Below are 22,217 nucleotides of genomic sequence, written 5' to 3' on the forward strand. Positions count from 1 at the left end.
AAAACGGCGGCCGCAGAAAACTCGCTTTTTTATCGGTCCACACCGACCGCGTCTTCTATCGAGTCGAAGCCGTCGCGTTCGAGCAGTTCGAGGAGGCCACGGTTGATGTCACGTGCGATGGACGGGCCTTCGTATATCATGCCCGTGTAGAGTTGGACCATCGACGCGCCCGCGCGAATCTTCTGATAGGCACCTTCGGCGTCGGAGACACCGCCGACGCCGACGATGGGAACGTCGGTTCGGTCGGCGAGGAACCGAATCATCTCGGTGGCCGCGCCTTCGATGGGCTTGCCGGAGAGACCGCCGCGTTCGGCCTGATTCGGGTTCTGGAGGGAGTCGGGCCGAGAGGTGGTCGTGTTGCTCGCGATGATACCGTCGAGTGAGAGGTCGTCGACGACTTCGAGTGCGTCTTCGACGGCGGGGTCCGGAAGGTCGGGGGAGAGTTTTACGAGGAGTGGGTCCGCGCCCGCGTCCACGAGGGTGCCGAGAATCGCTTCGAGGGAGTCGCGGTTCTGTAGGTCGCGGAAGCCCTCGCTGTTGGGACACGAGACGTTGACGACGAAGTAGTCCGCACCATCGGCGACGCGTTCGTAGGTGTACAGGTAGTCTTCGGGGGCGTCCTCGGTGGCCGTCTCCTCGGAGAGTGCGAGGTTGACGCCGACCGGGACGTCCGGGCGTGGCCCTGCAGACAGACGCGCACCGACCGCGTCCGCGCCCTCGTTGTTGAGGCCCATCCGGTTGATGAGCGCCTCGTCTTCGGGGAGGCGGAACATGCGCGGGCGAGGGTTCCCCGGTTGTGGCTTGGCGGTGACGCCACCGACTTCGACGTGGCCGAATCCGAGTGCTGCGAGAACAGTCGGTATCTCGGCGTTCTTGTCGAATCCGGCGGCGACGCCGACCGGATTGGGGAAGTCGAGGCCGAACGCTGACGTCGCGAGTCGTGGGTCAGAGACGCGGTAGCGGCGTTCGAGGAGCGATTCGACGGGCGTGTCACGGACCGACCGGAGTAGTCCGTGAACCGTCCCGTGGGCGGTCTCTGGTGGGAGCGAAAACAGGAGCGGTTTAGCGAGTTGGTAGACGTTCATCTCGGGATTACGTGCGGTTCGCTGGAGGAGGGTAGTGGTGAGACGGTACGGCACACCCGTTAGAAGTCGTGTTCGACTTGGTCTGGGTCTGCTTTCTGGATGATGATCTTGCCGTCTCGAACCCGAACGAACACCTCGTCGCCGATTTCCATCCCGGCGACTGCGAGTTCGTCTTCGTGGAGGTTGACGTGGACGTTGTGATACTCGCCATTCTCGTCTTTGGCGCCACTCGGACTGAGCTTCTTTTTCCGGACCATCTGGGGGTCTATCCGTTGGTTCGCTGCAGTGGATACATAAGTGTTGTCTCCGTCATTCCTCGCCAAGGGGGGTTTGGGCCAATTACGGGCGTCTTTTTGCCAAAAATATCTCCTGTTTGATAGCTACTCGAGAGGGCGAACCCCGTGGAGTATATAAGTATGTGCCCGTCGTCGGTCGAAAATCGGCGATATATTTATGATGTGCCATGTGGTTCAATGGCATAGAGGTGGAAAATCATGGTACGCGAGGACGGTAAACGGAATTTCGTGCTCCGAGAGGAGGACGGTACAGAGACGAGTGTGTTCTCCGGGAGCATGCCACGACAGGCTGCACTCAAAGCAGCCCGACGGCTCGACCCTGCAGACTCCGAAGAGGAAGCACAATCAAGCGCAGTCGAGATTCGACTCCGTGAGAAGGGGACCGACAAGGTTCACATCTTCGACGCTTGGGCCTGGGAGAGCAGTGCTCCCGAGGACAAGCCGGGCTGGATGGAAGGCAGCATCACCAAGGGGAACGTCTCCAAGAAGGGGATCGAGCACCTCGAAGAATAAGTCGGCAGAGCTCACTTTCTTATTGCGCGCGACTGCGCACGCACGTGTAACATCAGATTGGGAGACGAATCCCTCACCACCAGCCGGCACGCGTGCCCACGAGTCGATACCCCTTTGACGACAGCCCTACCAGTTCCGCCTGCGCGACCAACACCCGGTCAGACCGTACGTACGACGCGGGGGATGAACGGCCGGCCTCCAGTCGCGCGACATCAACACTCGTGAGAGACATTCATATCTCTCTGAATTTCGTGTCTCTCTGAATTCATCACGATTTTATGAGGTTTCTCGGCATGAAACCGCATGACGAAGCGCCTTTGGTTCGACGGCCTTTTATGTAACCGTGCCATTCGAAGTAATGTGAAGAAGCGCACGGGGGCACTCCCCCCGAAGGCTTCGTCCGAACGCCACCCGACCCATGGTCGTCTGGCGCACACCGGGATGACACACCTTCCCGGTGCGCCGATGATACGACGGCCTTAAGTGGTCCAAGGCATTTCGGAAGAATGCGAAAGACACAACGCGATTTCGGGGCGTTTCAACGCGTCCCGATTCACGGGTTGGGTCGAGCGCGGTTCGACGGGTTTATACCTTCGAACCACCTCGATTCAAATCCGAAGGAAATGAGGATTCCGCCCCTGCGGTACGCCGCAAGACGGTATCTGATGTTAGCCCTAGTAGTTCGGTGACATCCGAACGGATGTCCCCGAACTCGGACCTTTGAACGGTGATTTGACAGCAATACGCTGCCATTCACCCGCCAACACCCCGCGACCAGGTTTAAATGGTCGCGACCCATTCCGGTTGATCCTGCCGGAGGTCATTGCTATTGGGGTCCGATTTAGCCATGCTAGTTGTACGAGCTTAGACTCGTTGCGGAAAGCTCAGTAACACGTGGTCAAACTACCCTACGGAGAACGATAACCTCGGGAAACTGAGGCTAATAGTTCATAGGGGAGTCACGCTGGAATGCCGACTCTCCCAAACGCTCAGGCGCCGTAGGATGTGGCTGCGGCCGATTAGGTAGACGGTGGGGTAACGGCCCACCGTGCCGATAATCGGTACGGGTTGTGAGAGCAAGAGCCCGGAGACGGAATCTGAGACAAGATTCCGGGCCCTACGGGGCGCAGCAGGCGCGAAACCTTTACACTGCACGCAAGTGCGATAAGGGGACCCCAAGTGCGAGGGCATATAGTCCTCGCTTTTCCCGACTGTAAGGCGGTCGGGGAATAAGAGCTGGGCAAGACCGGTGCCAGCCGCCGCGGTAATACCGGCAGCTCAAGTGATGACCGATATTATTGGGCCTAAAGCGTCCGTAGCCGGCCACGAAGGTCCATCGGGAAATCCGCCAGCTTAACTGGCGGGCGTCCGGTGGAAACCACGTGGCTTGGGACCGGAAGGCTCGAGGGGTACGTCCGGGGTAGGAGTGAAATCCCGTAATCCTGGACGGACCACCGATGGCGAAAGCACCTCGAGAAGACGGATCCGACGGTGAGGGACGAAAGCTAGGGTCTCGAACCGGATTAGATACCCGGGTAGTCCTAGCTGTAAACGATGCTCGCTAGGTGTGGCACAGGCTACGAGCCTGTGCTGTGCCGTAGGGAAGCCGAGAAGCGAGCCGCCTGGGAAGTACGTCCGCAAGGATGAAACTTAAAGGAATTGGCGGGGGAGCACTACAACCGGAGGAGCCTGCGGTTTAATTGGACTCAACGCCGGACATCTCACCAGCTCCGACTATAGTGATGACGATCAGGTTGATGACCTTATCACGACGCTATAGAGAGGAGGTGCATGGCCGCCGTCAGCTCGTACCGTGAGGCGTCCTGTTAAGTCAGGCAACGAGCGAGACCCGCACTTCTAATTGCCAGCAGCAGTTTCGACTGGCTGGGTACATTAGAAGGACTGCCGCTGCTAAAGCGGAGGAAGGAACGGGCAACGGTAGGTCAGTATGCCCCGAATGAGCTGGGCTACACGCGGGCTACAATGGTCGAGACAATGGGTTGCTACCTCGAAAGAGGACGCTAATCTCCGAAACTCGATCGTAGTTCGGATTGAGGGCTGAAACTCGCCCTCATGAAGCTGGATTCGGTAGTAATCGCATTTCATAAGAGTGCGGTGAATACGTCCCTGCTCCTTGCACACACCGCCCGTCAAAGCACCCGAGTGAGGTCCGGATGAGGCTATCACACGATAGTCGAATCTGGGCTTCGCAAGGGGGCTTAAGTCGTAACAAGGTAGCCGTAGGGGAATCTGCGGCTGGATCACCTCCTAACGACCGAGACCACCCCGACGGGGTGGCTCACTTTCGATTTCCGAGTTCGAACACATCCGTTCGGACACCTTAGAACTACTAGGGCTGACACGGGCCCATAGCTCAGTGGTAGAGTGCCTCCTTTGCAAGGAGGATGCCCAGGGTTCGAATCCCTGTGGGTCCATGGTAAGCAATGTTCAACGCTCGTTGAATCGTGCCCCTTAAGTGTGGGACGACGATACGATGTGATGGACATTGACGACTGATGCACCATCCCGCGCAAGCGTGGTTGGGAAGGGTCGAAAACGCGCCAGAAGACTACTGGGCGTTTGATGAAACCGTATGTACGTGCAATCCAGGCGTCCACTGGACCCGTTCTCCGGGTCACAGTGACTATATCAACTGGCTACTGTGCCAGCTGGTGGATAGCTCGGCTCGAGAGCCGATGACGGACGTGCCAAGCTGCGATAAGCCTCAGGGACCCGCATGGAGGGAAAGAACTGAGGATCTCCGAATGGGAATCCCCACGCAATTGCCTTGCGCAATGGGGAACGCTCCGAATTGAAACATCTTAGTAGGAGCAGGAAAAGAAAGCAATCCGCGATATCGTGAGTAACGGCGAGTGAAAGCGACACAGTCCAAACCGAAGCCTTCGGGCAATGTGGTGTACGGACTACCCATAACGAATCTGGATCTCACACGAAGTCTCTTGGAACAGAGCGTGATACAGGGTGAAAACCCCGTAGTGTGAGTGAACGATTCCGGGGTTGTTCCAGAATAGCGGGGGTTGGATATCCCTCGTGAATTACGCAGGCATCAACTGCGAAGACTAAACACTCCTCGAGACCGATAGCGAACAAGTAGCGTGAGCGAACGCTGAAAAGCACCCCGAAAAGGGCGGTGCAATAGGGCTTGAAATCAGTTGGCGATAGAGCGATGTAGCATACAAGGTCGTCTGACGAATGAACCGAGAGCGATCTCACAGTAAGACTCAGACGAAGCCGATGTTACGTCGTACGTTTTGAAAAACGAACCATGGAGTGCATCTGACTGGCGAGTCTAAGGGGTGAACCCCCGGAGGCATAGGGAAACCGATACGGCCGCAGTCTTTGACCAGGGCCACCGTCTTCAAGGGCGGGGAGCCAACCGGATGCGACCCGAAACCAAGTGATCTACGCCGGAGCAGGGTGAAGCGTGGCGAAAGCTGCGTGGAGGCCCGTTAGAGTTGGTGTCCTACAATACCCTCTCGTGACTCTGGTGTAGGGGTGAAAGGCCCATCGAACTTGGCAACAGCTGGTTCCAACCGAAACATGTCGAAGCATGACCTCTGATGAGATAGTCTGTGAGGTAGAGCGACCGATTGGGAATCCGGACTCCGAGAGGAGTTCGCTTCCCTGTCAAACTCCGAACTTACAGACGTCGTAGACTCAGGGAGTCCGGTGTGCGGGGTAAGCTTGTGCACCGTGAGGGAGACAACCCAGAGCTAGGTTAAGGACCCAAAGTATGGATTAAGTGCGATTGAAGATTGTCTCGAGCCCTAAACAGCCGGGAGGTGAGCTTAGAAGCAGCTACCCTCTAAGAAAAGCGTAACAGCTTACCGGCCGAGGTTCGAGGCGTCGAAAATGATCGGGGCTCAAATCCATCTCCGAGACCTAGCGGCGTACTCATAGTACGATTCCGTAGGTTGGCATACTGTTTGGGTGGAAGCACGGGGGAGACTTCGTGTGGACCGAGCAGCAAAGAAAATCATGGTCTCAGTAGCAGCGAGAGTCGGGTGTGAACCCCGACGACCTTACGCGCAAGGGTTCCTCGGCACTGCTAATCAGCCGAGGGTTAGTCGATCCTAAGTCTAACCGTAACTCGAATTAGATGAAAGGGAAACTGGTTAATATTCCAGTACTATCTTGCATTAAAAGTCGACGCTTTAGGGAACACCGAGCGGGGCCTTCGCCCCGTCGAATCACCGAACTTCGTGGAAGCCGTAATGGCACGAAGCGAAAGAATGGTGAGATAGGGAAACTCGGCGGTACCTAGAGCCCGTGAAAAGACGAGCAAGATAATCGTACCGAGATCCGACACAGGTGCGCTGGCAGAGCAAGCCAAGGTCTGTCGGGATCAACCGACGTTAGGGAATTCGGCAAGTTAGTCCCGTAAGTTCGCGATAAGGGATGCCTGCTCTTGATCGAGCAGGTCGCAGTGACTCGGACGCTCCGACTGTCTAGTAACAACATAGGTGACCGCAAATCCGCAAGGACTCGTACGGTCACTGAATCCTGCCCAGTGCGGGTATCTGAACACCCATTACAATGGGACGAAGGACCCGTCAACGGCGGGGGTAACTATGACCCTCTTAAGGTAGCGTAGTACCTTGCCGCTTCAGTAGCGGCTTGCATGAATGGATCAACGAGAGCGTCACTGTCCCAACGTTGGGCCCGGTGAACAGCACGTTCCAGTGCGGAGTCTGGAGACCCCCAAGGGGAAGCGAAGACCCTATAGAGCTTTACTGCAGGCTGTCGCTGAGACGTGGTCGCTAATGTGCAGCATAGGTAGGAGCCGATACACAGGTACCCGCGCCAGCGGGCCACCGAGGCAACATTGAAATACTACCCGTTAGTGACTGCGACTCTCACTCCTGGCGGAGGACACCGGTAGCCGGGCAGTTTGACTGGGGCGGTACGCGCTCGAAAAGATATCGAGCGCGCCCAAAGATTTCCTCACGCGAGTCGGAAACTCGTGGAAGAGCGCAAGAGCATACGGAAGTCTGACAGTGACATTCCCAACGAGTGTCGCTGACGCGAAAGCGTGGTCTAGCGAACCTACGAGGTTCATTCATGGGACCCGTAGATGACAGAAAAGCTACCTTAGGGATAACAGAGTCGTCACCGGCAAGAGCACATATCGACCCGGTGGCTTGCTACCTCGATGTCGGTTCCCTCCATCCTGCCCGTGCAGAAGCGGGCAAGGGTGAGGTTGTTCGCCTATTAAAGGAGGTCGTGAGCTGGGTTTAGACCGTCGTGAGACAGGTCGGCTGCTATCTATTGGGGGTGTTTAGGAACATGACGTGAACGTTCGTATAGTACGAGAGGAACTACGAATGGGTGCCACTGGTGTACCGGTTGTCCGAGAGGGCAGTTGCCGGGCAGCTACGCACCGCAGGGTAAGAGCTGAAAGCATCTAAGCTCGAAACCTACACGGAAAAGAAGTTCCACTGAGGTCACTCGTAGAAGACGAGTTCGATAGACTCGGGGTGTACGCAACGAGGCAACGAGTTGTTTAGCCCGCGAGCACTAACAGACCAAGCCACATTCATACGCACTGAGATCCGGGAACGGGTCCAGGCGCAAACTGGATTGCACGTACATTAAGTCAGATTCGACGCCACCGATATTGGTATGGCGACGGTTCGATTCCGTCGATCGGATTTAAGGCGGCCAGAGCGGTGAGGTTCCACCCGTACCCATCCCGAACACGGCAGTTAAGCTCACCTGCGTTCTGGTCAGTACTGGAGTGAGCGATCCTCTGGGAAATCCAGTTCGCCGCCCCTATTCATACTCAGAAAGCCCACCGGAGATTCCTCCGGTGGGCTTTCTTCATTTATGGCGAGTGGAATCCCCACTCGCGTATCACTCATCCGTGAGCCGCAGCACGCGGTCTCGACGAGAGGCCGTCACGCGGTCACGACGAGTGTAACTGCGAGTCGTCTCCGATAGCCTACAGAGAGTCATCCCTCTCCCTCAGGCACTCGTTCTCTGTTGCCCCAAACGAGGGGTTTTCGAATCACAGATGCCGCACACCGTCAGGCTTAAGCACAAGACAGCGGTACGATTAATTGCGCCAAGGTGGCAGAGTTCGGCCCAACGCATCCGCCTGCAGAGCGGAACCCCCGCCGGTTCAAATCCGGCCCTTGGCTTTCTCTTTGAACTTATTTGGAGTGTCTTCTCCTGAGGAACCGTCGACCAACGAGTAAAATCTGAGCTGATGGTTCTCGCCGGTTGGCCCGCCGGACCGGGAGATGCTGCTCGAAAATCGTGCAGACGGAATCGGAAAAATGCACAGACGCGAGACTGCGTTCGGGCTCGTCCGACGGTGTTACTGCGCCATCGTCACGTGGCCCTCGGGAGCCTGGTCTTTGAGCGTCTGCATCGCCGCACGGGCCTCTTGCCGGGTTGGGTACACCTCGATACTCTGTGCGAGGGAGTTCCCGTTGCCGTCGACGAGTCGCCAAATCCAGCCGTCGTTCTGGTAGTTGAGTTCGAACGTCGGGTCGTCGATCTCCAGCACGCTCGCGTTGGCGACGAAGTCGCGGACGGTGTCGATTCGGTCTGCGGCGGCCGCTTGTGTCTCGAAGGGCGTCGCACCTGTCGCGACGACGCGTTCGTTCTCGTCGAGGAGTCGCCAGCGCCATCCATCGACGTCTTCGAACAGTTCGAACCCGGCGTCACCGAAGTCGATAGTGTGTGCGTCGGGCACGAGTTCTTTGAGGCGTTCGATGGCGTCGAGCGTCGCAGGTTTCGTGCCGTACTGGGTACTACTTCGGGCGTAGGTGTTTCGCTCGCGGTCGATGAGCACCCAGCCGAACCCGTCGTCGTGGTGGGTGAGCCGAATGGCAGCGCTGTCGATTTCGAATATCGGTGCGCTGTCGGCGTTTGCCCGCAGTACCTCGATATCACGGAGTGCTGCGTCCCGGTCGGCGTACTGCAGCGTTCCGGTCGCGACGACGGCACGCGAGGGGTCGAACACGCGCCACGACCACGTGTCGGTCGCCGCTAGTTCGATAGCGTACGTTTCGACCACGCTGACCGGCGCGCCCACCGCGGCGGTTCGAACGTCTTCGACGTGGGCGGCGGCGTCGTCGCGGGTGCCGCGAGTCTCGGTCCCGTCTGCGATACTCTCGTTTTCGACGGTGACGTAGCGCCACGCCCAGTCGCCGTCGGCTGTGTACAGTTGGAAGATGGGGTCGGCCATCTCGCGGACCTCGGCGTCCGGTGAGAGGTCGACCAACAGGTCCATCGCCTGTCGGGCGGCCTGCCGACTCGGATGTTTCGAGGCGCCTTCTGCGATGAGGTTCCCACCTTCGTCGATGAGTCGCCATCGCCACTTGTCGTCGTCAGTGCGGACGAGTTCGAACGCGGCCGTCTCTATCTCGAGAATCTCGGCGTCGGGTGCTTTCTCTTTGAGCGTCTGCATCGCTTCGCCGGCACCCGCCTTGGACTCGTAGGACTGCCCGCTGTCTGCCAACACCGCACCGCCTTCGTCGATGAGTCGCCAGCGCCACTCGTCGTCGTCGGTCTTGTACTGCTGGAAGGCCGAACTTTCGAACTCCAGGAGGTCGGCTTCGGACGCCTGCGACCGAACCGTCTGGATGATTTCGCGTGCTTCTTCGGGTGTCTCGTAGCCACCCTCGCGGTCTGCGACGATCGTGCGGTCTGCGGTGACGAATCGCCAGTGCCACCCGGTTTCGCCGGGGTATATCTCGTAATCGCCGGCTTCGATAGAGACGACGTCGGCGTCGGCCGCCGTGTCGGCAATCGACTCGGCGCACTGGACGAGTGGTTCCGTGTCGGTCGCAGAGTCGCTGTTTCGAGCGACGACCTCCTCGCTGGAATCGACCAGTCGCCAGTCCCATCTGTTGCCTTCGGAGAACACTTCGAACCCGGCGCTCCCCTTCTCGACGACCGTCGCGTCTCCGATATCTTCGAAGAAGCCGTCGGCGGAGGCCTCTGCGAGTCGTCGCTCGCCGAAGGCCGTTCCACTCGCCGCGAGTGCTCGGTCTCCCGAATCGACGACTCGCCAGCGCCACTCCTCGTCGTCTTCGTAGAGTTCTGCACCGACACCGTCCAGTGCCAGCACTCGAGCGTCCGGCACTAACGACTGGAAGTCGTCCACTGCGGTGGTGGCCGACTCGCGGTCGGCGTGGGCGTCGACGTCGCCGGCGAGTGGGTTGCGGTCTTCGTCGATAATTCGCCAGTGCCAGTCGTCGCCTTCGCGGTAGTAGTCGACTGCAGCACCGTCGATGTCGATAACCGGCGCGTTCGGGCCGGTGTCTTTCGTGAAGCTCACGGAGTCTTCGACACCGTCGCGTGCACTGTAGACGGTGCCACTCTCGGCGACGACGCCGCCGTCTTCTTGCATCAGCACCCACCGCCACTGCCCGTCGTCTTCGTAGAGACGGAACGCGGCCGTCGTGATTTCGAGCATCCCTGCCTTCCCAACGAGTTCGCGGACTTCTTCGACGGACTCGCGTGCCGTCGCGCGACTCCCGGTCGTTCGAGTGCTATCTGCGACGGCGTCTTGCTGTATCGCTCGCCACGTCCAGTCTTTGTCCGTCTTGCGGAAGACGCTGAACAGTGTGCCAGTGGTCGAATCACCAATCAGGACAGGCGGTTGGTCGGCGATGTTCAGCAACTCGTCTTCGACGAACATTCCCTGTTTACCGGTCACGACCGGAACCAACACCGCGACACCAGCGATGACGGCGATTCCGACCGTATAGAGCGCGACGATTTCGTTCGTGTAGTTTGCCCCGGTTCGCCAGTGTTGCGGGTATGCCCATTGGAACGCGAGTACGCCCAGCATCGAGAGCCCCGCGCCCCCGAGTGTCACTTGGACTGCTCGCCAGCGTACGGGTAACAACAGGACGATGCCGAGCATCGCCAGTGGGAATCCCAGCGCCGCGAGTGTGACGGAAATTCGCCAGTAGAACACGTTGACGCTGCCACCGGCGTTCGGCAGTCCCGTGAGGAAGATGGCCACCCCGGCGAAACTCACGAGATATCCGGTGACGAACAACCAGTATCCGTAGACGTCTTTTTGCGAGTCGGGTTCTCCGACGTAGCGTTCGTACAGGCGGTATAGACGGCCGTGTAAAACATTAGCGTGTGACATGGGCGCTCACACGTTACAACTCACGAAAGCCGGTAATAACGTTAATTGCCGATTATGCAGTCATATCAACGAACACGTACTGCTTCGGCCGTTGTGCGGTCTTCGAAAATAGTCCATTTAACGACTACGAGCTGTCATTTTGTGTGTCGGTCGAGTCGTGAGTGGAGTTCGTCGACCGATAATTCGTCGCCTCCCTCGGTCGCGAGTGTGAGTGCGTCTCGTCTCGTCTCTCGTTGCCGAACCGTCGCTTCGACGGTCGAAAAGCAGGCGACTGCTCGTTCGAGTGCGTCGAGAGCGTCGGCGACCCGCTCTACGTCGCGGAGTGCGTCTGCCAACTGACAGAGACACCGGCCTTCGGTCACACCGTCGGGTGCCGTCTCGACGGCGTCGCGTAGGTGCTCGAAGCCAGCGTCCTCGTCACCCATCTCGACGAGGATTCGTCCGAGGATTGCGTTCGAACGTGTCTTTTCTTCCGGTCCGAGGTCGACCGACCGTTTCGCGACGGCTTCAGCGATGTCTCGCGCTCGCTCGAGGTTGCCTCGTTCGAACTCTGCTCGCGCTTGGATGCGTCTCGCCGCGGCAACCCTGGATTCGGACTCCTCGAACAGGTCTGCCGCCCGTTCGGCGTGGTCGATTGCTGTCTCGGGGTCGTTCAGTTCGAGGGACGTCTCTGCGAGTCCCTGCTGGACACCGCCGTTGACCCACCCGAGTTGCTCGTCGGCAGTCAGTTCGAGCAGGCTGGTGTATCGCTCGTGAGCGTCTTCGAGTCGTCCACTGCGAACTTCGATTGCTGCGAGGTTCGCCGAGGACGACGCGATACCGAGTGTGTCTCCGATATCGCGGCGGATTTCGAGGGCCAACCGTGTGTATCGCTCTGCCTGGGTGAGCGTCCCATCCTCGTTCTCGATGACGCCGAGAATCGAGAGGCTAATCGCTTCTCCCCACCGATAGCCGATGTCTCGGCGAATCTGGAGGCTGCGGTGGGCGTACTCACGCGCTTCGTCGTACGACCCGGTGAGCTGTTCGGCTTGCGCGAGGTTCGCGAGTGTGCTCGCGATTTTCGTCTCGTTCCCGACGTCTGCTCGGAGCTCCAGTGCGCGTTCGTACTGTTCTCGTGCGGCGTCGAAGTTGTCGACGCGCATCTCGATACTCCCGAGTGCGTTCAACACGTCGCTTCGCCCCTCGTCGTCGTCGATTCGCTCGAAGTGGTCGAGTGCCGTCCGTGCCGCCTCGCGTGCGCGTTCGAACTCACTTCGGAACCGGGCGACTTCGGACACGCCGGCGAACCCATCCGCGTGTGCTCGGACGAGCGCCTCCTCGTCGAGTTCGTCGACGTCGACGTCGGTGAGTGATTCGAACTCTCGTCTCGCTCGTTCGAGTTCGCCACCGTTGACGAACATACGGGCACGCCACCGGCGCGCGTCGAGTCGGCGGGTCGCGTCGCACGCGTCGGGAATCTCGACCGCCGAGTAGTCCGTCTCGGCGAACAGTGCCGACAGCGTCGGGTTGTTGACACCGAGTTGGAAGACGCTCTGGACGAGCCGGTCACCCCACGATTCGAGGTCGTCTTCGATGGTGCGGACGACGTCTGCTGTCCCGCCGAACACCGATTGAACGTGCTGGCGTTCGTCCGCGTCGTCGACGAGCGAAAACAGCGCCGCCAGACAGCGCTCGAACCGACGTCTCGCCTTGCGTTCGGACTCGACGTCGAGGAGTCGCTGGAGGAACCGCGTCGACCACGTCTCGTGGACGGTTCGGACACGGGTGTCGTCGGTGTCACCGAGCGCGGAGTAGAGCACCGACCGCTCGAGTTCGTCGAGTGCCGACTCGACGACCGATTCGTCCCGGCTCGACGACGACAGTACGTACACCAACGGGACGTCCACGTCGAGTCCGGCGGCGTTCAGGAGGTTGACGAGAACTCCCACGTCGACGCCGAGTTCGTCGTCGACACGCTGGAGGTCGTCGTAGACGCCGTCGATGTCGTCGAGGAGCGTCGTCGGACCGGAGTCGTCGTAGGACGTCGTTCCGATGTATCTGGCGAGTCGATGGAAGAAGAGGTACATCTCTCCGGGGGCGAGTTCGTCGGCCTCACCGCGGTGGAGTTCTTCGGAGTCGACGTCGATTGGTTGGTCGACCGTCGCCTCGAAGTGGTCGACGATTCGCTCGCGTTCGAGAGCGTCGACCGGTGGGACCGACAGCACGTCGATAGCCTGTGTTCGGTAGGATTCGAGACGCGCAGACCCACGGAGGTGGTTGTCTCGCCACTCGTTTTCGCGACTGTCGAACAGGAACGTCACCTGGCCGTCGTCGGCGAACTCACGGACGAGTTCGAAGATAGCGTTCGCCTCGCTCCGCGTCGCGTCCTCGACGACGACGAGTGCGTGCCCCGGCGTCTCGGCGAGGTACGCACCGAGATGTGCCGTCGCCGCAAACGGGTCTCGTTGCCCACTCTTTCGGTAGAGGACCGGTCCGCGTTCGCACTCGTACCATCGGGTGGCGACGGACATACAGACCGTACTCTTTCCGGACCCTGGCGGGCCGACGACGACGTGGTCGTCGCCGGAACGGAGTCGCTCGAACAGGTCGTCGGTGACGTTCTCGCGGCCGTCCGGCGTGGGTCGTTCACGGTCCAGTGCGTACCCTTTGCGAACCTCTCCGAGGTCGAACCCGGCACGCCAGCAGGCGAGCGGCGGCGAGGCCCCGACTCGGTCGAAGTAGTTTGCAGAGAGTCTGACGAACCCCTGAGAGTGGAGTGTCGTCGGCAGTGGGTCTCCGTGGACTCCGTGTACGTCTGCCGTGGCCTCCGAAACTGACTCACCGGCGTCAGAACCTGGTGTCGTCCGGGGGTCGACCACGTCTCGTTCGTCCTCTCGTTCGTCCGTGTCTTGCTTCGCTTCGCGTGCACCGGGCGGGTGCGTTGGGTCGTCTGTCTCGGCTGTCCCATCCGACTCGCCGCTGCAGTGTCCACCGAGGTCGAAGGGCGTCGCGTCCTTCCAGAGTGACTCGATGCGTCGTCGCCCCCACGCGACTCCCGCCTCGGACGTGTTGTTCACGACACACCGAGGGCGTTCACTCTCGTCGTAATCGACGACAGACAACAGAGTCGTCCCATCGGTGACTGTGAGTGTGAGGGAAAACGGGGGGACGTCGCCCGTGCGAATCGAACAGTTGGGTGCGTTCTGCATCGTCTCGAGGAGGACGGGGAACTCGCGCCAGAGTGCAGTGACGACCGACTCGGGTGCGACGATGCGACACGAGTGACCCGCGGCGACCCACTCGGTCAGTCGTTCGGTGTACGCGTGGTTCGGTCGTCGGGCGAAGACGAACGAACCGTGACTCGTCGAGTCGAATCGGTCACCGAGTCGTTCGATAGGTCGGTCCGGTGAGGGCCCACTGGAAAACTCCACGTCGGACCCGACGACTACGTCGATGGGGAGCGGATAGTCGGTCGTCTCTTCGACGAGCACCGGGTCGAGTTCGAGAACGTCCTGGAGGTCGTCGCGGTACGACCGAAAGAGGGTGAGGAGGTACCCTCCCTTCAGCGACGTCGTATAGCCTCGGTTCCCCTCGACGACGAGTCCGAACGTATCGAGTTCGCGGACCGCTCGGTCGACGGTCGAACGAGAGTAGCCGAGTGTGTCTGCCAACTCGGGTTTGTCGAGACGGTTTCCGTCGAGCACCCGGAGGAAGTCGAACCGGTCGAAGACGAGTTCGATGAGGTCTGCGTTGGTGTCACTATCGGTGGTCATCGACGGTTCTCCTCTTTTCTTTCACCCGTTGGGTAGTGGACTGCCCAGTCCCCCGTCTGCCCGTACCCAGTCCCCCTCCGCCCGTACCCTGTGTCCATTTCCCCCAACATTGATTTGTCCGCGTTAAAACCCTTGTCCGATACGCACCCCCGTCGTATTTTGGCTGGGGTCCCCCAGTATTCGGGGAGACACGCTGTTCACCACCAGTCACGAACCGCGCGGCGTCACTCCACAGAAAAGTAATCGTTATACGCCGTGTGGCCCATGCCGAAACCATGCAACGACGCGCCGCGATCATCTCCGTCGTGTTCTTCCTGGTCATCGGTGCCGGTGCATACTCGCTCATCGCGACTGCATCGACGCCGACGGTCAGTTTCGAGAACCCCGAGTACTCGCTGGCACAGGGAGACGAATTCTCCGTCCCCGACAGTGACCAGACGTTTACAGTGTCGTCGATTACTGAGGAAGAGGAATCTGGCGGGCACGGTGGCGGCACCACCCTCGTCCGTTCCGGAGAAATCACCTACGTAAACGAATCAGCCCGCTTCACCGAGACGTGGGACAACGGCAGTACCGTCACGCTCGACGGCACGGACTACCGTGTCGAAATCGAGAACGTCTCCGACCCGTCGGAAGCGACGCTCGTCGAGCTTCGCAACGACTCTGCCATCCTGCAGAACGACCAGAACGCCGACAACGAGACGGTCACCCGAGACGGTGAAGAGTACGTCGTCGTCGACGGCGACACGCTCGTCCTCGCCGAGGAGTACTTCCCGGCCAACGAGACGCGCACCGTCGCCGAAGGTGACTCCTTCGCGTACGACGAACAGGACGTCACCGTCGCCACCGTCGAATCCGCCGGTGTCACGCTCGAATGGTTCGCCGCAGAAGAGAACACCATCGGCGTCGACAACGAAGCGAACGTGACCGTCGGCGGCCAGCAGTACCTCGCGTACTTCCCCGACGGTGAGACGCTCGTCCTGACGCAGAACTACGAGAGTTACGACGCGCAGGTCGAAAGCATAGAAGAGTTCCACCTGTTCGAAAACGGTCTGTGGGGCGTCGTCATCGTCGCCTTCTCGACCATCGTCCTCCTCATCGGGATGGCGTTCATGCCGTCACGGTACTGAACACCGCACCGCGTTTCACTTTTTACGGACACTCGTCACGCCGAGCCACGCGAGCACGACGCCGATTCCGATGGCCGCAATCCCCCCGAGAATCTGGAGAACAGTCCCCACGCCGCCGACGGCCGTGTAGCGCCATGGCATCCCGACGAGCGTCCCAGCACTGGCGAGTACGACGAACGTACCGACTGCGACTACCATCCACGTCTTCCACTGGGTCGTCGTTCCTCGTACCATTTAGTGTGATATTCACCTCGGAAGAAGAAAAACTGAGGGGCAAATCGACTCGTCGGCCGCACGTCTCACTCGGCCTCGCTGTCCGGACAAACTCTTGTCAACGGAGTTGTTGTTCGAGATGAAATGGAGGGGTTCGGTAGTTGGGAGAGAGGTTCGGTAGTTGGGAGATGAGTTCGGTAGTTGGGAGATGAGTTCGGTAGTTGGGAGATGAGTTCGGTAGTTGGGAGGTGTGTAGGTAGGAGTACGTCTCGGCGTGTTCGCGTAGAAAACCGCCCCCACGGAGGGCTTACCGGCGGAGGAAGTCGAGGAGGTGGTAGTCGTGGTCCGGTTTGTAGGTGCGGAACACGAGACTGTTCGCGAGCACCGACACCGACGAGAACGCCATCGCACCGGCAGCGAAGACGGGTTGGAGCAGTCCGAGCGAGGCCAGCGGAATCATCGCCGTGTTGTAGCCGAGCGCCCAAAACAGGTTCTGCTTGATTTTCGAGAGCGTCCCCTCGGAGATGCGGATGGCTTTCACCACGTCTTGTGGGTCGTCACGCATGAGCGTCACGTCGGCCGCCTCGATGGCGACGTCGGTGCCGGACCCGAGTGCGGTTCCGACGAACGCCGCGGCGAGTGCTGGCGCGTCGTTGACGCCGTCGCCGACCATCATCACCTTCGTGCCGTCGGACTGGAGCGATTCGACGGCGTCGGCTTTGTCCTCGGGGAGGACGCCGGCGCTGACGTTGTCTGGGTCGATACCGACCTGTGCGGCGACGGCGCGTGCGGTCCGCTCGTTGTCGCCAGTGATCATGTGGACCTCGGTGCCGCGTTCGTAGAGCGCGCTGACGGCCGCCTTGGCGGTGTCTTTCACTTCGTCGGCGTCGGCGACGATACCGGCGAGTTCGCCATCGACGGCGACCAACATGGCCGTCTTCCCCTCACGTTCGAGTTCCTGCAGGGCGTCTTCGGCCGGTGCGGGGTTGACTCCGTCGTTCGACAGCAGTCTTCTGTTGCCGACGAGGACGGTCTGGCCGTCGACAGTCGCGCGGATGCCGTGGCCGGGGACGTTCTCGAACTCGTCGGGGTCCGAGAGGTCGAGACCGCGCTCTTCGGCACCGTCGACGATGGCGCGCGCGAGTGGGTGTTCGCTGTTGCGTTCGGCAGAGGCGGCGTATCGGAGGACGAAATCTTCGTCGAGTACGCTGTCCTCGGAAGCGACAGCGCCCGACCCGTCCGCCGTAGGGCCGAGTGCGACCACGTCGGTCAGCGTCATCTCACCTTTCGTGAGCGTGCCCGTCTTGTCGAAGACGACTGTCTCGACGTCTTTGACGCGTTCGAGGATGTCACCACCCTTGAACAGGACGCCGTTTCGGGCACCGATAGCCGTCCCGACCATCGTCGCGGCGGGTGTGGCGAGGCCGAGGGCACACGGGCAGGCGATGAGCACCGCCGAGGCGAAGACGACGACGGCGAACTCGAACGTCGAGACGGTCCCGCCTGCGATGGCCGGGCCGCCGGCGACGAGGCCCCAGAGCGGGAGTGACTGGACGACCCCAGCGAGCGTCTCTGGGAACAGGAACCAGACGGTTCCCCAGAAGAGCGCGTTCACGATGACCGCCGGCACGAAGTACGCCGAGATTCGGTCGGCGAGGTTCTGAATCTCGGGTTGGCGACCCTGTGCTTCCTTGACGAGCGAGACGATCTGCTGAATCGCCGTCTCCGACCCGACTTTGGTCGCTTCGACGACGAGGACGCCGTTTTGGTTCACCGTCGACCCGACGACTTCGTCGCCGGGTTCTTTCGAGACGGGAACCGACTCGCCGGTGACCATCGATTCGTCCACCGCAGAGTCGCCATCGACGACGACGCCGTCGGTCGGAATCTTCTCACCGGGGCGGACCTTCATCCGGTCGCCAACCTCGACGTCGTCCAGTGGGACCTCTCGTTCGGTCCCGTCTTCGTCGACGAGCGTCGCGGTGTCTGCTTCGAGTTCGAGGAGACTTCGCAGTGCCTCGGAGGCCTGTCCCTTCGACCGCGCTTCGAGGAAGTTCCCGAGCGTGATGAACACCAAGATGAGCGCGGCAGTGTCGAAGTAGAGGCTGCCGGCGAGGAGCCCCACGAGGACGGCGACCGAGTAGAGGTACGCCGTCGAAGAGCCCATCGCGATGAGCACGTCCATGTTGGCCGTGCGGTTCCGGACGATGGCCTTGTAGGAGTTGGCGTAGAACTCGCGGCCGAGGACGACCTGCACTGGGGTCGCGAGAGCGAACGCGAGCCATCCCATCGGAACGCCAGTACCCGGAATCGTCTCGGGGAGACCCGAGGCGGTAAACAGTTCGACTGCGAGCATCGCCAGCAGTGGGGCCGACAGCGCCGCGCCGAAGAGTGTCAGTCGTCTCTGTCGCCGGATTTCGTCGTTTCGGGCGGCGTCACGCGCGTCTTCGCCAGCGTCGGCGTCGTCGCTCTCGTCGTCACGAATGGGGGTGTACCCGGCGTCTTCGACGGCCTGATAGAGGTCGTCGAGCGTCACGTCGGCCGGGTTGTACGTCACGAGCGCTTCGTCGGTGGCGAAGTTGACTTCGGCGTCGACGACGCCAGGGAGCGACTCCAGTGACTTGCGATTCGCGTCGGCGCAGTTCGCACAACTCATGCCGGAGATGCCGATACTCCGCGTCTGAGAGACGGCCTCGTAGCCCGCCATCTCGATAGCGTCGTACACCTCCGCCAGCGATACCTCGTCGGGGTCGTACTCGACAGTTCCCTCGTCGGTGGCGAAGTTGACCGTCGCCTCCGACACCCCGTCGAGTGCTTCGACTGTGTCCCCGACTGCCCGCGAGCAGTTCGCACAACTCATGCCGCGGATGTCCAGGTGGGCCGTTCTGCTACTCATTACTATTGTATACGTACCCCTCTCTTACCTAAATTGTGCCTTACGAAACGAGGGAAAATACCACGCCTGACTTTGGATTCGAAGGTGATTCCCGAAGATGACGTTCTTCTCAGTCGTCGTTTGCGTCTGCTCCCGCTTCGAGACGGTCGTATCGGTCCTCGAAGCGACCCAGACAGGACGAACAGCAGAAGTGATACAGCGACCCACCGATACGAGCGCTCTCGCCTTCGCTCGTGACGGTGTTGCCACACTCGGCGCACTCTAAGGCGAATCCGGTTCCGTTGACCGTCGGCGTCCACTCGGCGGATTCGACGAGGTCTACGTCGTAGTTCCGGACCTTCGAGAGGTCGACGAGTTCGTTCAGTTCGGACCGTGTCGCGTCGCCATCGAGTCGAGCGTGGAACGTCACCTCGCCGTCGACCGAGACGAACAGATGTTCGACCGCGTCGGACCCCCGAAGCGTGTCGCGTACCTCGTCGACGAACTCCGGGCGGACAGCCAGCCGAACGAGGACGGGTGTCCCACCCGAGAGCGTCGATTGGTCGAGGTCGACCGTGAACCGTCGGATGATTCCTTCCTCACGGAGTCTGTCGATTCGGTCAGAGACTGCCGGTGCGGAGAGTCCGACGTCGTCGGAGATGTCACTGAACGGGCGGCGGGCGTCCTCCGCGAGGAGTTCGAGGATTCGGAGGTCTGTCTCGTCGAGGTCGCGCATGACCGACCGTAGGAGCCGTGGTGTGATAGGCATTACCCGAAATTGACTTTCGATTCGAACGTGTAGTTGGTTCTAAACCCACATCATTCAAAGGGTAACTCACTAAGTCTGGGAGTGTGTAGTGTACGGTGATGAGTACGACTATCACCGTCACTGGGATGACGTGCGAGCACTGCGAAGGCCGCGTCGAAGACGCACTCGCCGGGGTCTCCGGCGTGACCGACGCCACAGCAGACCGTGAGGCCGACAGCGCGACCGTCGAAGGCGAGGCCGACGTCGACGCGCTCGTGGCCGCCGTCGAAGGAGCAGGCTACGACGCGAGCGCCTGAGTCGGACGAACTTCTTCGACAACCTTCTCCGTTTTTCAGAACGCCGTTAGTCGGTGGTCACGTCGAGTGTCGCTCGAGACGTGTCGCCGACGGTTGCGATTGCCATCCGAGTTGGCTGGGACGACTCCCCTTCTACGGCTGGATTCGCGCTGTCACCGAACTGGAATCCGATACTGCTCTGCTTCCGCTTTGATGTGCGCGAGCGCCTGTTGCATCAGTACCCCGGCGAACGGGCCGATGACCGACCAGTACAGTCGGAAGCGTCGCCTCGCCTCCGGGTCGGTCGTCGCAGTCCGGGCCTCGTACGAGAGGAGCGTTCTGTCGGTTCCGTAGGGGCGAACCGAGAAACCGATGGCGAGCTTTGCGTATCCCGGTCGGTCGAACGAGACGAACTCGCCTGGTTCGATATCGACCCACTCGATGGTCGGTCTCCAGAACTTCCCGACGGCACCGAAGACGAACTCGTCGCCCTCGCGGTCGCCGAGAACGACGTACCCAGTCGAATCGACGAGGTCGTCGAGCGAGACTGACGCGGGCGTCCCGTGCCAGCGTTCTCCGCGAAGGCGGGCACTGAGACGCTCCGGTAGTGCGCGAAGTTCGTTGAGGATTCGGACAGCGGTTCCCATCTGCATGAAGTCGATGCCCAAGACGGCACGGTACGTCTCGGCTGGTGACGCGTCGACGACGACGTGACGTATCTGCGTGACGTCGAACGTCGCGAGCACGCTGTCGATGAGCATCGACTGCTCGATTTCGGGTCGCTCGCGACGATTCGTTCTCTCACTCATGGTTCTCCACCTGTGAGAACTACGTGCGCACGCGAGAAATACGAGACTGAACGTCACGCAATGGCTGAACGTCTCGTGATACGCGACGTTCACTGTCTGCCGGACTCTCGACGTTCACTGTCTGCTGGACCCTCGACGTTCACTGTCTGCCGGTTCTTCGTTCCGACTCACCAACCAATCCAGCCTTCAGGTACAAGAGGGTCGGCGCGTAACACCAACTGTGCCTTCCCCGAGCGACGACGACTTTCAGACGCCACCACCGACCGCTCCAATCGACGACACGCCCACCGTCTCTTGTTCTCGCTGCGGGAACGAGTGGGACCTCGCCTACGAGTTAGACGAACTGAAACTCGGAAACCAGTCTGTCGAACAGTTCGCACTCGACCATCACCGACACACTGGCCACTTTCCGGACGACGTGTCGCCGTGGGTGACGAACTGCCGTCAGTGCCCTGCTACCGACCAGTTCTTGTCAGAAGGGGCCGCACGACGCTGGGCCCGAACGCACGCCAGACACACCCGCCACGACGTGGCGGTCGACCACGCAGACGAACAGTCGGTCGTCACTCCCGAGTGACTAGCGACCCGTCGAGGTGCGCTCGCGTCGAGGTGTGCTAGAACTCTGTGCTGCTCGCAGGCGTCGTCTCGTCGTGAACCGGCGTCGTTCGAGTTTCGGTCAGCACCGACTGGTCGAGTACCAGTCGCATCTTCGTATCCATACTCTCCGAGGCGACCACTTCGAACCCGAGTCCGAGGTAGACGTGAATCGCGCGTCGGTTCTCTTTGGCGACGTGGAGAACCAGTGCTTCGTGGCCTGAATCTGCCGCGTCGGCGATGGCGTGCCGGCACAGTTCGGTCCCGATTCCTCTGTTGTGACTGTCCTGATGGACGAACACCGCAATCTCGGGTTCGGGGTCGTCGCGCGGCGCGTAGGCGATGTGACCGACGATGCCGTCGTCACCGACGGCGACGAAGTTGCGCCCGCGTTCGACGAGCCCCGAGAGCCACTCTGTGATGTACTTCTCCCCAATCGGTGGGATTCCCATCGACCGGTGTTCTCTCCCGTAGTCACGGTACATCTCTTTGAGCGGTTCCCAATCGCCGGGAGTGTATGGGCGGATGATGAGGCCGCCTCCGTATTTATCGACAAATCGTGGACAGCGAGGCGGGCAGTACGGTGTGCCCGTACATTGGCTTGGGTCCCAGAAGGTGCCGTCCCCGTCACCGGCAGTCCCTCCAATCCCGTCACCAGCGGTAGCGTCCATACAGAGAGATACGCGCGGGGACCTCTTGAGACTGTTCGGTCGTCTCACACAAATTCGTCTCCTCTCTCCCTTCTTTCCCTTCTCTCTCCTTTCATCTCC

The 22,217-nt window shown here is 60.5% G+C and carries 13 protein-coding genes, 2 tRNA genes and 3 rRNA genes; 9 read left to right on the top strand and 9 right to left on the bottom strand.

Features of this window, described 5'->3' with window-relative positions:
* Positions 1-29 precede the first annotated feature (29 nt).
* Positions 30-1,085 (bottom strand): quinone-dependent dihydroorotate dehydrogenase, encoded by a 1,056-nt coding sequence (locus GJR99_RS09730; protein WP_151113924.1) that lies wholly within the window; start codon positions 1,083-1,085, stop codon positions 30-32.
* 59 nt (positions 1,086-1,144) lie between these two features.
* Complete coding sequence (locus GJR99_RS09735) at positions 1,145-1,342, bottom strand: hypothetical protein (protein WP_004044784.1); 198 nt, start codon at positions 1,340-1,342, stop codon at positions 1,145-1,147.
* Positions 1,343-1,579: 237 nt separating this feature from the next.
* On the opposite strand from GJR99_RS09735, the gene GJR99_RS09740 reads away from it, so the two are divergent.
* The 6 genes from GJR99_RS09740 (at position 1,580) to GJR99_RS09765 (ending at position 8,055) form a co-directional block, all read left to right on the top strand.
* Positions 1,580-1,894 carry a non-histone chromosomal MC1 family protein gene (locus GJR99_RS09740; RefSeq protein WP_151111638.1) on the top strand — a complete coding sequence of 105 codons (315 nt, stop codon included), beginning with the start codon at positions 1,580-1,582 and terminating at the stop codon, positions 1,892-1,894.
* A 797-nt stretch (positions 1,895-2,691) separates the two neighbouring features.
* Positions 2,692-4,164, top strand: a 16S ribosomal RNA gene (locus tag GJR99_RS09745).
* Between the two features lie 93 nt (positions 4,165-4,257).
* Positions 4,258-4,329 (top strand) — tRNA-Ala (locus GJR99_RS09750).
* A gap of 213 nt (positions 4,330-4,542) precedes the next feature.
* Positions 4,543-7,454, top strand: a 23S ribosomal RNA gene (locus GJR99_RS09755).
* Positions 7,455-7,568: 114 nt separating this feature from the next.
* Positions 7,569-7,690: ribosomal RNA gene (rrf, locus tag GJR99_RS09760) — 5S ribosomal RNA — on the top strand.
* The 16S, 23S and 5S rRNA genes sit together here with 2 tRNA genes alongside, the layout of an rRNA operon.
* A gap of 288 nt (positions 7,691-7,978) precedes the next feature.
* Positions 7,979-8,055, top strand: a tRNA-Cys gene (locus tag GJR99_RS09765).
* A 179-nt stretch (positions 8,056-8,234) separates the two neighbouring features.
* Here the strand turns inward: GJR99_RS09765 and GJR99_RS09770 are convergent.
* The gene (locus GJR99_RS09770) at positions 8,235-11,030 is read right to left on the bottom strand and encodes a DUF1508 domain-containing protein (protein ID WP_151111640.1); all 2,796 of its coding nucleotides are present in this window, start codon (positions 11,028-11,030) and stop codon (positions 8,235-8,237) included.
* Between the two features lie 134 nt (positions 11,031-11,164).
* Positions 11,165-14,782, bottom strand: a complete 3,618-nt coding sequence (locus GJR99_RS09775; protein ID WP_151111642.1) for a tetratricopeptide repeat protein — start codon at positions 14,780-14,782, stop codon at positions 11,165-11,167.
* Between the two features lie 275 nt (positions 14,783-15,057).
* Between GJR99_RS09775 and GJR99_RS09780 the strand changes: the two genes are divergently transcribed.
* A complete protein-coding gene (locus GJR99_RS09780; protein WP_151111645.1) occupies positions 15,058-15,912 on the top strand; it encodes a hypothetical protein in 855 nt (284 codons plus the stop codon).
* 15 nt (positions 15,913-15,927) lie between these two features.
* Here the strand turns inward: GJR99_RS09780 and GJR99_RS09785 are convergent, their stop codons facing one another.
* The 3 genes from GJR99_RS09785 to GJR99_RS09795 all read right to left on the bottom strand — a co-directional run bounded on the left by GJR99_RS09785 (position 15,928) and on the right by GJR99_RS09795 (position 19,736).
* Positions 15,928-16,146: a hypothetical protein gene (locus GJR99_RS09785; RefSeq protein ID WP_151111647.1), complete on the bottom strand. Its 219-nt coding sequence runs from the start codon at positions 16,144-16,146 to the stop codon at positions 15,928-15,930.
* 286 nt (positions 16,147-16,432) lie between these two features.
* Complete coding sequence (locus GJR99_RS09790; protein WP_151111649.1) at positions 16,433-19,021, bottom strand: heavy metal translocating P-type ATPase; 2,589 nt, start codon at positions 19,019-19,021, stop codon at positions 16,433-16,435.
* 109 nt (positions 19,022-19,130) lie between these two features.
* Entirely contained in the window at positions 19,131-19,736 is a 606-nt protein-coding gene (locus GJR99_RS09795) for an AsnC family transcriptional regulator (protein ID WP_151111651.1), read from the bottom strand.
* Between the two features lie 131 nt (positions 19,737-19,867).
* Here GJR99_RS09795 and GJR99_RS09800 point away from each other — a divergent pair, with 131 nt between their 5' ends.
* Positions 19,868-20,065: a heavy-metal-associated domain-containing protein gene (locus GJR99_RS09800; RefSeq protein WP_151111653.1), complete on the top strand. Its 198-nt coding sequence runs from the start codon at positions 19,868-19,870 to the stop codon at positions 20,063-20,065.
* Between the two features lie 152 nt (positions 20,066-20,217).
* On the opposite strand, the gene GJR99_RS09805 is transcribed toward GJR99_RS09800, so the two are convergent.
* A complete protein-coding gene (locus GJR99_RS09805; protein ID WP_151111655.1) occupies positions 20,218-20,853 on the bottom strand; it encodes a hypothetical protein in 636 nt (211 codons plus the stop codon).
* Positions 20,854-21,073: 220 nt separating this feature from the next.
* Between GJR99_RS09805 and GJR99_RS09810 the strand changes: the two genes are divergently transcribed.
* Complete coding sequence (locus GJR99_RS09810) at positions 21,074-21,430, top strand: hypothetical protein (RefSeq protein ID WP_151111657.1); 357 nt, start codon at positions 21,074-21,076, stop codon at positions 21,428-21,430.
* Between the two features lie 37 nt (positions 21,431-21,467).
* On the opposite strand, the gene GJR99_RS09815 is transcribed toward GJR99_RS09810, so the two are convergent.
* The gene (locus GJR99_RS09815) at positions 21,468-22,118 is read right to left on the bottom strand and encodes a GNAT family N-acetyltransferase (protein ID WP_151111659.1); all 651 of its coding nucleotides are present in this window, start codon (positions 22,116-22,118) and stop codon (positions 21,468-21,470) included.
* Between the last annotated feature and the right edge of the window lie 99 nt (positions 22,119-22,217).

It is taken from the genome of Haloferax marinum, assembly GCF_009674625.1.
Classification (GTDB): domain Archaea; phylum Halobacteriota; class Halobacteria; order Halobacteriales; family Haloferacaceae; genus Haloferax; species Haloferax marinum.

What these genes read in the sequence shown, in the direction of transcription:
- GJR99_RS09770 (WP_151111640.1), bottom strand. Translation starts at nt 11,030, where the DNA reads ATGTCACACGCTAATGTTTTACACGGCCGTCTATACCGCCTGTACGAA.
- GJR99_RS09730 (WP_151113924.1), bottom strand. Translation starts at nt 1,085, where the DNA reads ATGAACGTCTACCAACTCGCTAAACCGCTCCTGTTTTCGCTCCCACCA.
- GJR99_RS09790 (WP_151111649.1), bottom strand. Translation starts at nt 19,021, where the DNA reads ATGAGTAGCAGAACGGCCCACCTGGACATCCGCGGCATGAGTTGTGCG.
- GJR99_RS09780 (WP_151111645.1), top strand. Translation starts at nt 15,058, where the DNA reads ATGCAACGACGCGCCGCGATCATCTCCGTCGTGTTCTTCCTGGTCATC.
- GJR99_RS09805 (WP_151111655.1), bottom strand. Translation starts at nt 20,853, where the DNA reads ATGAGTGAGAGAACGAATCGTCGCGAGCGACCCGAAATCGAGCAGTCG.
- GJR99_RS09735 (WP_004044784.1), bottom strand. Translation starts at nt 1,342, where the DNA reads ATGGTCCGGAAAAAGAAGCTCAGTCCGAGTGGCGCCAAAGACGAGAAT.
- GJR99_RS09785 (WP_151111647.1), bottom strand. Translation starts at nt 16,146, where the DNA reads ATGGTACGAGGAACGACGACCCAGTGGAAGACGTGGATGGTAGTCGCA.
- GJR99_RS09800 (WP_151111653.1), top strand. Translation starts at nt 19,868, where the DNA reads ATGAGTACGACTATCACCGTCACTGGGATGACGTGCGAGCACTGCGAA.
- GJR99_RS09815 (WP_151111659.1), bottom strand. Translation starts at nt 22,118, where the DNA reads ATGGACGCTACCGCTGGTGACGGGATTGGAGGGACTGCCGGTGACGGG.
- GJR99_RS09775 (WP_151111642.1), bottom strand. Translation starts at nt 14,782, where the DNA reads ATGACCACCGATAGTGACACCAACGCAGACCTCATCGAACTCGTCTTC.
- GJR99_RS09740 (WP_151111638.1), top strand. Translation starts at nt 1,580, where the DNA reads ATGGTACGCGAGGACGGTAAACGGAATTTCGTGCTCCGAGAGGAGGAC.
- GJR99_RS09795 (WP_151111651.1), bottom strand. Translation starts at nt 19,736, where the DNA reads ATGCGCGACCTCGACGAGACAGACCTCCGAATCCTCGAACTCCTCGCG.